The following is a 13,972-nucleotide window of genomic DNA, read 5'->3' as shown; positions in this document are numbered from 1 at the left end:
ATCAGGCCGACGCGGGAGAGCCCGGCGCGACCGGGCACCGAAGGAGCAATCCTCCCCGATAATCTCTCAGGTCCTCGTACCGCGTCGAACTGGCCACTCTGGAAAGCAGTCCGCGGCATCGACGGCGGCTCGCCCATGGTGAAAGCACCCGTTCACGGGTGTGAAACTCTCAGGCACGATGACAGAGGGGGAGTTCTCGCAGGGCGCCACCGCGCCCTCCTCTCGCGAAGCCCCGCTTCGCCGAACGGAGAACTCCACTCGTGACCGACGCACCAGCATCCCCCATCTCACCGCCCTCGCGGTTCTCGCCGCTCGACGCGGTGCACCGCGCCGCCGGCGCCGGCTTCACCGACTTCGCCGGCTGGCAGATGCCGGTGCGCTACTCCAGCGACCTCGCCGAGCACCACGCCGTGCGCTCGGCCGCCGGCCTCTTCGACCTCTCGCACATGGCCGAGTTCCGCGTGAGCGGCCCTGACGCCGCCGCCTTCCTCGACCACGCCCTGGCGGGGCTGCTGTCGGCGACCACGATCGGCCAGGCCAAGTACTCCCTGCTGCTCGCCGAGGAGGGCGGGGTGATCGACGACGTCGTCGTCTACCGGCTCGGCGACGAGGAGTTCCTCGTCGTGGCCAATGCCTCCAACCGGGAGCCGGTCGCCGCCGCGCTCGAGGAGCGCACCGCCGGCTTCGACCTCGTCCTGACCGACGAGAGCGACGAGACGGCGCTCGTGGCCGTGCAGGGCCCGGCGTCCCGCGAGATCCTCGAAAGCACCGAGGGCTTCGAGGCCCCCGGGCTCGACGAGCTGCGCTACTACCGCTCCACCCCCGCCCGATTCCGCGGAGAGCCCGTGCTGCTCGCCCGCACGGGCTACACGGGCGAGGACGGCTACGAGCTCTACCTCGCCCCCGATCGCGCCGAGGCCCTCTGGCGAGCCCTCGAGGCGGCGGGCGGCCCGCTCGGCCTCGTGCCGGCCGGGCTCGCCAGCCGCGACACGCTGCGCCTCGAGGCCGGCATGCCGCTCTACGGCCACGAGCTGTCGCTCGAGACGCTGCCCGTGCAGGCTGGCCTCGGCCGCGTGCCGGCGCTCGGCAAGGAGTCCTTCGTCGGCCGCGAGGCCCTGGTGGCCGGCCCGGACGAGAACGCCCCCGTGCTCGTCGGCCTCGTCGCCGAGGGCCGCCGCGCCGCTCGTGCCGGCTACCAGGTCTTCCCGATCGACGGGGGTGCGGATGCGCCTCCCGCCGGTCTCGTCACGAGCGGTGCGCTCTCGCCCACGCTCGGGCATCCCATCGCCCTCGCCTACGTCGACCCCCGCCTCGCGGCCGAGGGCACGGAGGTCACCGTCGACATCCGGGGCACCCGCCTCGCGTTCCGCACCACGACCCTGCCGTTCTACCGCCGGAAGAAGGACTGACATGCCTGAGAACACCGAACTCCGTTACACCGCCGAGCACGAGTGGGTGCTCGTCGAGGGCTCGGTCGCGACGATCGGCATCACCGCCTACGCGGCGGCCCAGCTGGGCGACATCGTCTACCTCGACCTGCCCGATGCGGGCACCGAGGTCGCGGGCGGCAGCATCGTCGGCGAGATCGAGTCGACCAAGTCGGTCGGCGAGCTCTTCGCTCCCGTCGACGGCACCGTCGTCGAGAAGAACGAGGCCGTCGAGAGCTCGCCCGAGCTCGTCAACAGCGACCCCCTCGGAGAGGGCTGGCTGCTCAAGGTGGAGTTCACCGAGCTGCCCGAGCTGCTCTCCTTCGACGAGTACACCGCGCTGATCGGGGGCTGACGGATGACCGACCTCCTCGAGCCCGTCGCGGCCACCTCACCCGGCGGCACCCTGACCGACCGTCCCGCCGCCTCCGGCCTGTTCTCGGCCCGCCACATCGGCACCGACGCCGCCGCCCAGGCCCGCATGCTGGAGGCCGTCGGGTACTCCAGCGTCGCCGAGCTGATGCGGGCGGCCGTGCCGACCGCCATCCAGTTCGACCGCTCGCTCGCCGACTCTCTCGTGCCGCCGGCCGCCACCGAGCGCGAGGCGATCGACGAACTGCGCGCCCTCGCCGGACGCAACACCGTCTCCACCTCCTACCTGGGGCTCGGCTACTACGGCACGGTCACGCCCGCCGTGATCACTCGCAACGTGCTCGAGAACCCGAGCTGGTACACCGCGTACACGCCCTACCAGCCCGAGATCTCGCAGGGCCGGCTCGAGGCGCTGATCAACTTCCAGACCATGGTGGCCGATCTCACGGGGCTCGCCACGGCGAACGCCTCGATGCTCGACGAGTCGACCGCCGCCGTCGAGGGCATGCTGCTCGCGCGCCGCGCCTCGAAGTCGAAGTCCCACCGTTTCCTGGTCGACGCCGACGCGTTCCCGCAGACGACGTCGCTGCTGAAGGCGCGCGCCGAGGCCGTCGGCATCGAGATCGTCGAGACGGTGCTCGACGCGGTCGACCACCCCGCGCATCCGCTCACCGGTGACGACGTCGACGCCTTCGGCGTATTCGTGCAGTACCCGGGCGCGTCGGGCCGGCTGTGGAACCCGAGCGACGTGATCGCGCGCGTGCACGCCTCGGGTGGCATCGCGGTCGTGGCTGGCGACCTGCTCGCCCTCACGATCGTCGCCTCCCCGGGCGAGCTCGGCGCCGACGTGGCCGTCGGCACCAGTCAGCGCTTCGGCGTGCCGATGGGCTTCGGCGGTCCGCACGCGGGCTACATGGCCGTGCGCGCCGGGCTCGAGCGCCAGCTCCCCGGCCGGCTCGTCGGCGTGAGCGTCGACGCCGCAGGTCACCCGGCCTACCGGCTCAGCCTGCAGGCGCGCGAGCAGCACATCCGCCGCGAGAAGGCGACCTCGAACATCTGCACCGCTCAGGTGCTGCTCGCCGTCATGGCGGGCATGTACGCGGTCTACCACGGCCCCGAGGGGCTGCGGGCGATCGCCGAGCAGGTGAACGCCACCGCACGTTCCCTCGGGGCCGCGCTCTCGGCGGCGGGCCTCGAGATCGTGCACGCCGACTACTTCGACACCGTGCAGGTGCGGGTGCCGGGCCGCGCCCGGGGTCTCGCCGGGCACGCGCACTCGCGGGGCATCCTTCTGCACGTCGTCGACGACGACACGGTGAGCATCGCGGTCGACGAGACGACCCGCGACCGCGAGCTGCTCGAGCTGGTGCGCGTGTTCGACGCCTCGCCGCAGGCCGTCGGCTCGGCCCCCGCCGCGAGCATCCCGGATGCCCTGCTCCGCACCTCGGGCTACCTGACGCACCCCGTGTTCAGCGCCCACCGCTCGGAGACGAGCATGATGCGCTACCTCAAGCGCCTCGCCGACGCCGACTACGCGCTCGACCGCGGCATGATCCCGCTGGGGTCCTGCACGATGAAGCTCAACGCGGCGAGCGAGATGGAGGCGGTGACCTGGCGCGAGTTCTCGGGCGTCCACCCCTTCGCGCCCAAGGAGGACGTGGGCGGCTACCTCGAGCTGATCGCACAGCTGGAGCGCTGGCTCGCCGACGTGACCGGCTACGACTCGGTCTCGCTGCAGCCGAACGCGGGCAGCCAGGGCGAGCTCGCGGGGCTCCTGGCCATCCGCGGCTATCACCGCTCGCGCGGCGACGTCGACCGCACGGTGTGCCTGATCCCGTCGAGCGCGCACGGCACGAACGCGGCCTCCGCGGTGCTCGCCGGCATGAAGGTCGTCGTGGTCGCCTGCGACGAGCTCGGCAACGTCGACCTCGACGACCTGCGCGCGAAGATCGAGGCGCACGCCGCCGACCTCGCCGCGCTGATGATCACCTATCCGTCGACCCACGGCGTCTACGAGCACGAGGTCGCCGAGATCTGCCGGCTCGTGCACGCCTCGGGCGGCCAGGTGTACGTCGACGGCGCGAACCTCAACGCCCTGCTCGGCTTCGCCCGCTTCGGCGACTTCGGCGGAGACGTCTCGCACCTGAACCTGCACAAGACCTTCTGCATCCCGCACGGCGGCGGCGGTCCCGGCGTCGGACCGGTGGCCGCGAAGGCCCACCTCGCTCCATTCCTTCCGGGGCATGTGTTCGCTCAGCAGGTCGAGCACCTCCAGGCCGACGGCGCCCCGGTGGTGCACGGCGGCGGGCCGATCTCGGCCGCGCCCTACGGCAGCCCGAGCATCCTCCCGATCAGCTGGGCCTACGTGCGCATGATGGGCCTCGAGGGACTGGCCGACGCCACGGCGTCGGCGGTGCTCGCCGCCAACTACGTCGCCGCCCGCCTGGCACCGCACTTCCCGGTGCTGTACACGGGCGACAACGGCCTGGTGGCTCACGAGTGCATCCTCGATCTGCGGGGCATCACCGCGGCCTCGGGCGTCTCGGTCGACGACGTCGCCAAGCGGCTCGTCGACTACGGCTTCCACGCCCCGACGATGAGCTTCCCGGTGGCCGGCACGCTGATGGTCGAGCCGACCGAGAGCGAGGACCTCGCCGAGATCGACCGCTTCGTCGACGCGATGATCGGCATCAAGGCCGAGATCGACGCGGTCGCCGCGGGGGAGTGGCCGGTGGAGGACAACCCGCTCCGGAACGCGCCCCACACGGCGCAGTCGGTGATCGAGGGCGAGTGGTCGCACCCCTACGACCGGGAGCGCGCGGTGTACCCCGTGAGAAGCCTGATCCGGGGCAAGTACTGGCCCCCGGTGCGGCGCATCGACCAGGCCTACGGCGACCGCAACCTGGTCTGCGCGTGCCCGCCGCCGGAGGCGTTCGCCTGAGCGGCGCCCCGGCCCGGTCGGGAAGAGCACACGACGGGGTGGTGAGGTAGGGTTCGGGTCATGCCCGCCCTGCTCGACACCCGTTCTCGTCGACCCCGGGGGAGGGCCATCGCCGGTGCCGGCGTGCTGCTCGGCGCCGTGCTCGCTCTGGCCTCGTTCGCGCCGGCGCACGCCGACCCGTTGTTCGCCGAGGGGGACTGCGTCATCTCGCCGATCAGCGACGGTGGCCCCGGCGGCGCCCAGTGCCCGGGCGTCGACCTGAGCGGCACCCGCTTCGGCGAGGGCGACTTCCGCACCGCGAACCTCACGGGAGCGTCCTTCGCGGGCGGCGACGTGCAAGGGGCGGTGTTCGAGGGAGCGGTGCTCGACGGAGCCGACTTCAACGGCACGCGCATCGTGGGCGCCGACTTCACCGGGTCGAGCATCCTGCCCGGCCAGCTCGACCTGGAGGCCGACGCGAGCGGCAGTGCGGCGGTGCCGATCGAGGCGGCGCTGCCCCCAGGCCTCACCCTCGACGGCTGCGCCATCGCGGGCACGCCGGTCGAGTCGGGTCAGGCCTTCCCGATCGGCACCTCGACCATCCTCTGCACCATCTCGAGCTCGTTCCAGGGCACGGCCTCGGCGCGGCTGACGGTGAACGTCACCGCGTCCGCCACGGCCACGCCCACGACGGAGCCGCTGTTCACGCCCGAGCCGGCGGCCACCGGGGGCGGTTCGGGTGGGGGAGCGGACTGGATCGCGATCGGCGGCTGGGCATCCGTCGCCGTGCTCGTCGGGGGAGCGGCCCTGATGGTCGTCACCGCGGTGCGGGGCGGCGGGTCGCGCAGGCGGCCCCGCCGGTCGGTCTAGCCGAAGAGCGCGGGCGCGAGGCCGAGCGCGAGCGGGTAGCCGACGAACGAGATGATGTCGATGATCCAGTGCGCCACGACGAGCGGCATCACGCGGCCCCAGCGCCAATAGCACCAGCCGAAGATCACGCCCATCGCCACGTTGCCGACGAACGGACCGGGCCCCTGGTAGAGGTGGTAGCTGCCGCGCAGCACGGCGGCGCCGACGATGATCTGCCACTTCCGCCAGCCCAGCTGACGCAGGCGGGTGAAGAGGTAGCCGACGACGATGACCTCCTCCTGCAGTGCTGCGCGCAGGGCGGCGAGCACCAGCACGGGCACCGTGTACCACTGGCCGTCGAGCGGTGCGGCGACGACCGCGGCGCTGAAGCCGAGCAGGCGCCAGACGACGTAGAGGACGATGCCCGGCACGCCCACGACGAGCACCAGCAGAGCTCCGCGGCCGAGGTCCTGGCCCGGCCGGGTGAGGTCGAAGCCGATGCGGCGGAACGGGTTGCCGCCGGAGATCGCGAGCAGGTAGAGCACGAGCGCCACCGGCACCAGGTCGAAGCCGATCGCGAGCAGCTGGTAGGTGAGGTCCAGCCACGGCCGGTCGCTCAGCGAGCCGTTGATGGTGGCCGTCTGATCGGCCAGGGCGGTGCCCGACGTGGCCTTCGCCAGGAGGCTCACGACGGAGTAGACGGCGGACGCCCCGAGCGACAGCCCGAGCACCAGGAGGATCTCCGTGCGGAGTCTGCGCCGCCGGATCGGGAACCAGGATTCGGCTCGCACCATCATTTCGCTTTCTTGCGCAAGGCGCGGTTTTCGAGCGGGTACTGTCGAATGTGCACAAAGATCCTGCGGAGATAGTTTCGTGTATGTAACTTTTTCGGCCCGCATTTGATCTCGTGTTTACCCCCACTTAGGGTACTTCCTTAGGTCTCGGCCCTCACAAGGGGATCGTCGCCTGCCCCTATTCTGCACAGGAGGAAAATTGAAGAAGAGACGGTATGGCATCGGCGCTATCGCGCTGATCGCCGCGAGCGCGCTCGCACTGTCCGGCTGCGCCAGCGGCGGTTCGGACGACAGCTCGTCGGGCGACACCTCGGCGGTCATCACGGCGAACGGCTCCGAGCCGCAGAACCCGTTGATCCCCACCAACACGAACGAGACCGGTGGTGGAAAGATCCTCGACTCGATCTTCGCCGGCCTGGAGTACTACGACGCCACCGGTGCGCCGCAGCTCGACATGGCCGAGTCGATCGACACCGACGACTCCAAGACGTTCACCATCAAGGTGAAGGCCGACCAGACCTTCAGCAACGGCGACCCGGTCGACGCGGACAGCTTCATCAACGCGTGGCAGTACGGCGCCCTCCTGTCGAACGAGCAGCTGAACAGCTACTTCTTCGAGGACATCGAAGGCTTCAGCTACGACGCCGACAGCCCCCTCACCGGTCTGAAGAAGGTCGACGACCTGACCTTCACCGTGACCCTGAACGAGGCGCGCTCGGACTTCCCGCTGCGTCTGGGCTACTCGGCGTTCTACCCGCTGCCCAAGTCGGCGTTCGACGACATGGAGGCCTTCGGCCAGAACCCCGTCGGCAACGGCCCGTACAAGCTGGCCAGCGACACCGCGTGGGCGCACAACGAGAAGATCGACCTCGTCCCGAACGAGAGCTACCGGGGCGGCCGTCAGGCGAAGAACGGTGGCCTGTCCATCGTCTTCTACGCGTCTGAGGACGCGGCCTACGCCGACCTGCTCGGTGGCAACCTCGACGTGCTCGACGCCGTTCCCTCGAGCGCCTTCGGCAACTACGAGTCCGACCTGGGCGACCGTGCGGTCAACCAGCCGGCCGCCATCTTCCAATCGTTCACGATCCCGGAGCGCCTCGCGCACTTCGGCAACGACGAAGAGGGCAAGCTGCGCCGCCAGGCCATCTCGATGGCCATCAACCGCGACGAGATCACCGACGTGATCTTCTCGGGCACCCGCACCCCGGCCTCCGACTTCACCTCCCCGGTGATCGACGGCTGGAGCGACTCGCTCGAGGGCGCCGACGTGCTGGCGTACAACCCCGACGAGGCGAAGAAGCTGTGGGCCCAGGCCGACGCCATCTCGCCGTGGTCGGGCTCGTTCCAGATCGCCTACAACGCCGACGGCGGCCACGCCGACTGGGTCGACGCGGTCTCGAACAGCGTCAAGAACACGCTCGGCATCGACGCGTCGGGTGCTCCGTACCCGACCTTCGCCGAGGCGCGCACCGCGATCACCGACCGCAGCATCCAGACGGCGTTCCGCACCGGATGGCAGGCCGACTACCCCGGTCTGTTCAACTTCCTCGGCCCGCTGTACGCGACCAACGCGTCCTCGAACGACGGCGACTACTCGAACCCCGAGTTCGACGCGCTGCTCCAGGAAGGCTCGTCGACCGCTGACGCGGACGAGGCGAACACCGACTTCCAGAAGGCTCAGGAGATCCTGCTGAAGGACCTCCCCGCCATCCCGCTGTGGTACTCGAACGTGGTCGGTGGCTACGGCGAGACCGTGCAGGACGTGGAGTTCGGCTGGAACTCGGTGCCGCTCTACTACGAGATCACCAAGAGCTAGTTCCCGCATCTACGGGGGCGGCAGCCATGCGCTGCCGCCCCCGTATCATGTTGTCTGTGATTCGCGTGGCGGCTCTCGCCCCTTAGTTTCGATTGGTTCGGTCTGATTCGTGGCCGGTTACATCCTCAGGCGTCTGCTCCAGGCGATCCCCGTCCTGCTGGGTACGACGTTCCTCATCTACTTCATGGTCTTCGCGATGCCCGGAGACCCCCTTCTCGCCCTCTTCGGCGACAAGACGCCCAACCCGGCACTCCTCGAGCGGCTCCGTCAGGAGTACAACCTCGACCAGCCGTTCATCGTGCAGTACTTCCTGTACCTCGGCGGCATCCTCCGCGGTGACTTCGGCACCTCCTTCTCCGGTGAAGCGGTGTCCGACATCCTCGCCCGCACGTTCCCGGTGACCATCCGCCTCGCCATCCTGGCGCTCATCATCGAGTTCGTCGGCGGCGTGCTGATCGGCCTGTACTCGGGCCTTCGCAAGGGCAAGCTGTTCGACGGCACCGCCCTGATCGTGAGCCTGGTGTTCATCTCGCTGCCGATCTTCGTGATCGCCTTCGTGGGGCAGTACGTGTTCGGCATCCAACTCGGCTGGGCCAGGACGACGGTGTCCAGCGGTGCCCCGATCCAAGACCTGATCCTGCCTGCCTTCGTGCTGGCGAGCATCTCGCTGGCGCAGCTGATCCGGCTCACCCGGGCCTCCGTCATCGAGACCGCGGGCCTCGACTTCGTGCGCACGGCGTACGGCAAGGGCCTCAGCCGGCGGCGCATCATCCCGGTGCACATCCTCCGCAACTCGCTCATCCCGGTGGTCACCTACGCGGCGACCGACTTCGGTGTGCTGCTGGTCGGCGCGACAGTCACCGAGGGAATCTTCAACGTGCCCGGCGTCGGCCGCACGCTCTACCAGGCGATCATCCGAGGCGAGGGGCCCACCGTCGTCTCGTTCGTGACCGTCATGGTGCTCATCTACCTGGTGGTCAACCTCGTCGTCGACCTCCTGTACGGCCTTCTCGACCCGAGGATCCGCTATGTCAAATAAGCCACTCTCCCCGACGCACTTCGTCGCACCGCTGGAGGAGACCCCTCTCGTCGCGATCGACGCCGTCAACGTCGGCGAACGCAAGAGCAATCTCTGGATCGACGCCTGGCGCGACATGCGCCGCCGGCCCATGTTCTGGATCTCGGCGGTCATCATCCTGCTCGTGGTCGTCGTCGCCCTGTTCCCCGGCCTGTTCACGCCGGTGGCGCCGAACTCCGACTGCCAGCTGTCCAACAGCAACGACGGCCCGACCGGCGAGCACATCCTCGGCTTCACCAAGCAGGGCTGCGACGTGTTCTCGCGCATCGTGCACGGCACCTCGACGTCGCTGTCGGTCGGCATCATCGTGACGATCCTCACGACGGTGCTCGGCATCCTGTTCGGCGCCTTCGCCGGCTTCTACGGCGGCTGGCTCGACGCGGTGCTCTCCCGTGCGGGCGACATCTTCTTCTCGATCCCCTACATCCTGGCCGCCGTGGTCATCATGTCGGTGTTCTCGGCCTACCGGAACGTGTTCGTGATCTCGCTGGCGATCGGCATCTTCGCGTGGCCCTCCACGGCGCGCGTGCTGAGAGCCGAGATCCTGCGGGTGAAGCAGAGCGACTACGTGATGGCCGCGCAGGCCGTCGGCGTCTCGAACTTCAAGATCCTGATGCGCCACGTGCTGCCGAACTCGATCGCCCCGGTGATCGTCGTCACCACGATCTCGCTCGGCGCCGCCATCGTCGCGGAGGCGACCCTGTCGTTCCTCGGTGTCGGTCTGCCGAACTCCACCATGTCCTGGGGCAACGACATCAGCGCCGCTCAGGTCGACCTGCGCAACGCGCCGCAGACCCTGATCTACCCCTCACTCGCGCTCTCGATCACCGTGCTCGCCTTCATCATGATGGGCGAAGTGGTTCGCGACGCACTCGACCCGAAGGCGAGGGCCCAGCGATGAGCGACCCGACACCCCGTTCCGCCGGCACCACGCCGCTGCTGGAGATCAAGAACCTCGAGGTCGGCTTCCAGTCGACCAACGGCATCGTGCCGGCCGTGCGCGGCGTCGACCTGACGCTGATGCCCGGCCAGACCCTGGCCATCGTCGGCGAGTCCGGCTCGGGCAAGTCGACGACCGCGCACGCGATCATCAACCTGCTCCCGGGCGCCGGCCGCATCACCGGCGGCACCATCATGTTCGACGGCAAGGAGCTCAGCTCCTACTCCGAGAAGCAGATGGAGGACATCCGGGGCCGCGAGATCGGCTTCGTGCCGCAGGACCCGATGTCGAACCTCAACCCCGTGTGGAGCGTCGGCTTCCAGGTCGAGGAGACCATCCGGGCCAACGGCATCGCGTCGGGTCGCAAGGAGGTGCGGGCCCACGCCATCCAGGTGCTGAAGGAGGCCGGCCTCGCCGACGCCGACAAGCGCCTGAAGCAGTTCCCGCACCAGTTCTCGGGCGGCATGCGCCAGCGCGTGCTGATCGGCATCGGCCTGTCGTCGCGCCCGAAGCTGCTGATCGCCGACGAGCCCACGTCGGCGCTCGACGTGACCGTGCAGCGGCGCATCCTGGACCACCTCGAGACGCTGACCCGCGACATCGGCACCGCGGTGCTGTTCATCACGCACGACCTCGGCCTCGCCGCCGAGCGCGCCGAGCAGCTCGTCGTGATGTACAAGGGCCGTATCGTCGAGGCCGGGCCCTCGAAGGAGATCCTGCAGAACCCGGTGCACCCGTACACGCAGCGCCTCGTCGCCGCGGCACCGAGCCTCGCCTCGCGGCGCATCCAGAGGGCGACCGCCGAGTCGGAGACGCACGCCCTGAGCGACCTCGACTACGCGCCCACGAAGGTCACCGAGGGTCTCGACCTGATCGCGGCCGCCGAGGAGCGCGTCGAGCACCGCGCCGCGACCAAGCGCCCCGACGCGATCGTGGTGAAGGACCTGACGAAGGTCTACAAGATCCGCGGCCAGGGCAAGGGCTCGTCGGGCGAGCTCATCGCCGCCGACAAGGTCTCGTTCGCCGTGGAGAAGGGCACGACCACCGCGCTCGTCGGCGAGTCGGGCTCGGGCAAGTCGACCGTCGCGAAGATGATCCTCCGCCTGGAGAACCCGACGTCGGGCTCCATCCTCATCGACGGCACCGACGTGGCCCCGCTGAAGGGCAAGGAGCTGCTCGGCCTCCGCCGCCGCATGCAGCCCGTCTTCCAAGATCCTTACGGCTCGCTCGATCCGCTGCGCAACATCGGCAACACCATCGCCGAGCCGCTGCAGGTGCACAACGTCGGCGACCGCACCGCGCGCCGCGACCGCGTGCTCGAGCTGCTCGACCAGGTCTCGCTGCCGCAGTCGCTGATCACCCGCTACCCGAACGAGCTGTCGGGCGGCCAGCGCCAGCGCGTGGCCATCGCCCGGGCGCTCGCGCTGAAGCCCGACATCGTCGTGCTCGACGAGGCGGTCTCGGCGCTCGACGTGCTGGTGCAGGCCCAGATCCTGCAGCTTCTCGCCGAGCTGCAGAACGAGCTGGAGCTGACCTACCTGTTCATCACGCACGACCTGGCGGTGGTCCGCGTGATCGCCGACAACGTCTGTGTGATGCAGCAGGGACGCATCGTGGAGGCCGCTTCGACGGATGCCGTCTTCGACGACCCCAAGGAGCAGTACACTAGGGAGTTGCTGAACGCTATTCCGGGCGCTGGAATCACCCTGGGCGTTTAGCGGTCCGGGCCACGACGCCCACCCACACCCCGTTATTCGAGCCCGCGGGTGGCTTCTGCCATCAGTCCCGGGTTCAAGAGACCTGAGGACTCCCCATGGCACAAGCCACCCGCGACGACCTGCGCAATGTCGCGATCGTCGCCCACGTCGACCACGGCAAGACCACGCTGGTCGACGCCATGCTCACGCAGACCAACTCCTTCGACGCGCACTTCGACGCCGACGACCGGATGATGGACTCGAACGACCTGGAGCGTGAGAAGGGCATCACGATCCTCGCCAAGAACACGGCGATCTCCTACAACGGCAAGCACGCCGGCGACAAGCCGATCACCATCAACGTGATCGACACCCCCGGCCACGCCGACTTCGGCGGCGAGGTCGAGCGCGGCCTGTCCATGGTCGACGGCGTCGTGCTGCTCGTCGACGCGAGCGAGGGCCCGCTGCCGCAGACCCGATTCGTGCTGCGCAAGGCGCTCGAGGCGAAGCTCCCCGTCATCCTCCTGGTCAACAAGACCGACCGCCCCGACGCGCGCATCGACGAGGTCGTGGGCGAGTCGCAGGACCTGCTGCTCGGCCTCGCCAGCGACATGTCCGACGACGTGCCCGACCTCGACCTCGACGCCATCCTCGACGTGCCCGTCGTCTACGCGTCGGGCCGCAACGGCGCCGCGAGCCTGAACAAGCCCGAGAACGGCACGCTGCCCGACAACGACGACCTCGAGCCCCTCTTCGGCGCCATCCTCGAGCACATCCCGGCGCCGACCTACGACGACGAGGCGCCCCTCCAGGCCCACGTCACGAACCTCGACTCCTCGCCCTTCCTCGGCCGCCTCGCCCTGCTCCGTGTCTTCAACGGCACGATCAAGAAGGGCCAGCAGGTCGCCTGGGTCAAGCATGACGGCACCGTCACGAACCAGCGCATCAGCGAGCTGCTCAAGACGGTGGCGCTCACCCGCTTCCCGACCGAGTCGGCCGGCCCCGGCGACATCGTCGCCATCGCCGGCATCGAGGACATCACGATCGGCGAGACAATCGCCGACCCCGACGACGTTCGCCCCCTGCCGGCCATCACGGTCGACGACCCGGCCATCTCGATGACCATCGGCACCAACACCTCGCCGCTCGTCGGCAAGGTCAAGGGCCACAAGCTCACCGCCCGCATGGTGAAGGACCGCCTCGACCGCGAACTGATCGGCAACGTCTCGCTGCGCGTCGTCGACATCGGAAACCCCGCCGCCTGGGAGGTGCAGGGCCGTGGAGAGCTCGCGCTCGCCATCCTGGTCGAGAACATGCGCCGCGAGGGCTACGAGCTCACCGTCGGCAAGCCGCAGGTGGTCACCAAGCAGGTCGACGGCAAGACCCACGAGCCCTACGAGCACCTGACGATCGACGCCCCCGAGGAGTACCTCGGCGCGATCACGCAGCTGCTCGCCGCCCGCAAGGGCCGCATGGATAACATGGCGAACCACGGCACCGGCTGGGTGCGCATGGAGTTCATCGTCCCGTCGCGCGGCCTGATCGGCTTCCGCACCGAGTTCCTCACCATCACCCGCGGCACCGGCATCGCCAACGCGATCTCGCACGGCTACGGCGAGTGGGCCGGCTCGATCGTCACCCGCAACAACGGCTCGATCGTCGCCGACCGCTCCGGTGTCGTCACCCCGTTCGCGATCATCGCCCTGCAGGAGCGCATGACGTTCTTCGTGAACCCGACCGAAGAGGTCTACGAGGGCATGGTCATCGGCGAGAACTCGCGCGCCGACGACATGGACGTGAACATCACCAAGGAGAAGAAGCTGACCAACATGCGTCAGTCGACCTCCGACACCTTCGAGTCGATGACGCCGTCGCGTCAGCTCTCGCTCGAGGAGTGCCTCGAGTTCGCCCGTGAGGACGAGTGCGTCGAGGTCACCCCCGAGATCGTGCGCATCCGCAAGGTCGAGCTCGACGCGAACGCGCGTGCCCGCCGCACCGCGAACCTCAAGCGCGCCAACCAGTAGCAGCACCGCTCAGAACGGCCGGCATCCCTCGTGGGTGCCGGCCGTTCTGCGTCTG

General features: G+C 69.3%; 10 protein-coding genes and 2 riboswitches. Of the genes, 9 read left to right on the top strand and 1 reads right to left on the bottom strand.

What is annotated here, in order from left to right; translation table 11 throughout:
• Positions 1–2 precede the first annotated feature (2 nt).
• Positions 3–92: riboswitch (glycine riboswitch) on the top strand.
• Position 93: 1 nt separating this feature from the next.
• A riboswitch (glycine riboswitch) is annotated at positions 94–192 on the top strand.
• A gap of 68 nt (positions 193–260) precedes the next feature.
• From gcvT to BJ984_RS15200, 4 genes are read left to right on the top strand one after another with little or no spacing between them, the layout of a single operon-like run.
• A complete protein-coding gene (gene gcvT / locus BJ984_RS15215) occupies positions 261–1,409 on the top strand; it encodes a glycine cleavage system aminomethyltransferase GcvT (RefSeq protein ID WP_179548709.1) in 1,149 nt (382 codons plus the stop codon).
• Position 1,410: 1 nt separating this feature from the next.
• On the top strand, positions 1,411–1,782 hold the full coding sequence (gcvH, locus tag BJ984_RS15210; protein ID WP_173181434.1) for a glycine cleavage system protein GcvH: 372 nt from the start codon (positions 1,411–1,413) through the stop codon (positions 1,780–1,782).
• Between the two features lie 3 nt (positions 1,783–1,785).
• On the top strand, positions 1,786–4,740 hold the full coding sequence (gcvP, locus tag BJ984_RS15205; protein WP_179548708.1) for an aminomethyl-transferring glycine dehydrogenase: 2,955 nt from the start codon (positions 1,786–1,788) through the stop codon (positions 4,738–4,740).
• A gap of 60 nt (positions 4,741–4,800) precedes the next feature.
• Complete coding sequence (locus BJ984_RS15200; RefSeq protein WP_179548707.1) at positions 4,801–5,589, top strand: pentapeptide repeat-containing protein; 789 nt, start codon at positions 4,801–4,803, stop codon at positions 5,587–5,589.
• Here the strand turns inward: BJ984_RS15200 and BJ984_RS15195 are convergent.
• On the bottom strand, positions 5,586–6,362 hold the full coding sequence (locus tag BJ984_RS15195; protein WP_246306475.1) for a CPBP family intramembrane glutamic endopeptidase: 777 nt from the start codon (positions 6,360–6,362) through the stop codon (positions 5,586–5,588). The genes BJ984_RS15200 and BJ984_RS15195 overlap by 4 nt on opposite strands.
• A gap of 199 nt (positions 6,363–6,561) precedes the next feature.
• On the opposite strand from BJ984_RS15195, the gene BJ984_RS15190 reads away from it, so the two are divergent.
• From BJ984_RS15190 to typA, 5 genes are all read left to right on the top strand, one after another.
• A complete protein-coding gene (locus tag BJ984_RS15190) occupies positions 6,562–8,178 on the top strand; it encodes a peptide ABC transporter substrate-binding protein (RefSeq protein WP_179548705.1) in 1,617 nt (538 codons plus the stop codon).
• A gap of 109 nt (positions 8,179–8,287) precedes the next feature.
• Positions 8,288–9,217 (top strand): ABC transporter permease, encoded by a 930-nt coding sequence (locus BJ984_RS15185; protein WP_173181429.1) that lies wholly within the window; start codon positions 8,288–8,290, stop codon positions 9,215–9,217.
• Positions 9,207–10,157 carry an ABC transporter permease gene (locus BJ984_RS15180; protein WP_173181428.1) on the top strand — a complete coding sequence of 317 codons (951 nt, stop codon included), beginning with the start codon at positions 9,207–9,209 and terminating at the stop codon, positions 10,155–10,157. The genes BJ984_RS15185 and BJ984_RS15180 overlap by 11 nt, the downstream gene beginning before the upstream one ends.
• Positions 10,154–11,914 (top strand): dipeptide ABC transporter ATP-binding protein, encoded by a 1,761-nt coding sequence (locus BJ984_RS15175; RefSeq protein ID WP_179548704.1) that lies wholly within the window; start codon positions 10,154–10,156, stop codon positions 11,912–11,914. The genes BJ984_RS15180 and BJ984_RS15175 overlap by 4 nt, the downstream gene beginning before the upstream one ends.
• Before the next feature lie 95 nt (positions 11,915–12,009).
• Positions 12,010–13,917 carry a translational GTPase TypA gene (gene typA / locus BJ984_RS15170; protein ID WP_179548703.1) on the top strand — a complete coding sequence of 636 codons (1,908 nt, stop codon included), beginning with the start codon at positions 12,010–12,012 and terminating at the stop codon, positions 13,915–13,917.
• Positions 13,918–13,972: the final 55 nt, after the last annotated feature.

Source organism: Herbiconiux flava (genome assembly GCF_013409865.1).
Taxonomy (GTDB): Bacteria; Actinomycetota; Actinomycetes; order Actinomycetales; family Microbacteriaceae; genus Herbiconiux; species Herbiconiux flava.
The sequence above is the reverse complement of the archived record's forward strand: the minus strand, read 5'-3'. Positions and strand labels throughout refer to the sequence as shown.

Coding starts and splice junctions, on each gene's coding strand:
- gcvH (WP_173181434.1), top strand. CDS start 1,411: ATGCCTGAGAACACCGAACTCCGTTACACCGCCGAGCACGAGTGGGTG.
- BJ984_RS15200 (WP_179548707.1), top strand. CDS start 4,801: ATGCCCGCCCTGCTCGACACCCGTTCTCGTCGACCCCGGGGGAGGGCC.
- BJ984_RS15195 (WP_246306475.1), bottom strand. CDS start 6,362: ATGGTGCGAGCCGAATCCTGGTTCCCGATCCGGCGGCGCAGACTCCGC.
- gcvP (WP_179548708.1), top strand. CDS start 1,786: ATGACCGACCTCCTCGAGCCCGTCGCGGCCACCTCACCCGGCGGCACC.
- typA (WP_179548703.1), top strand. CDS start 12,010: ATGGCACAAGCCACCCGCGACGACCTGCGCAATGTCGCGATCGTCGCC.
- BJ984_RS15175 (WP_179548704.1), top strand. CDS start 10,154: ATGAGCGACCCGACACCCCGTTCCGCCGGCACCACGCCGCTGCTGGAG.
- BJ984_RS15180 (WP_173181428.1), top strand. CDS start 9,207: ATGTCAAATAAGCCACTCTCCCCGACGCACTTCGTCGCACCGCTGGAG.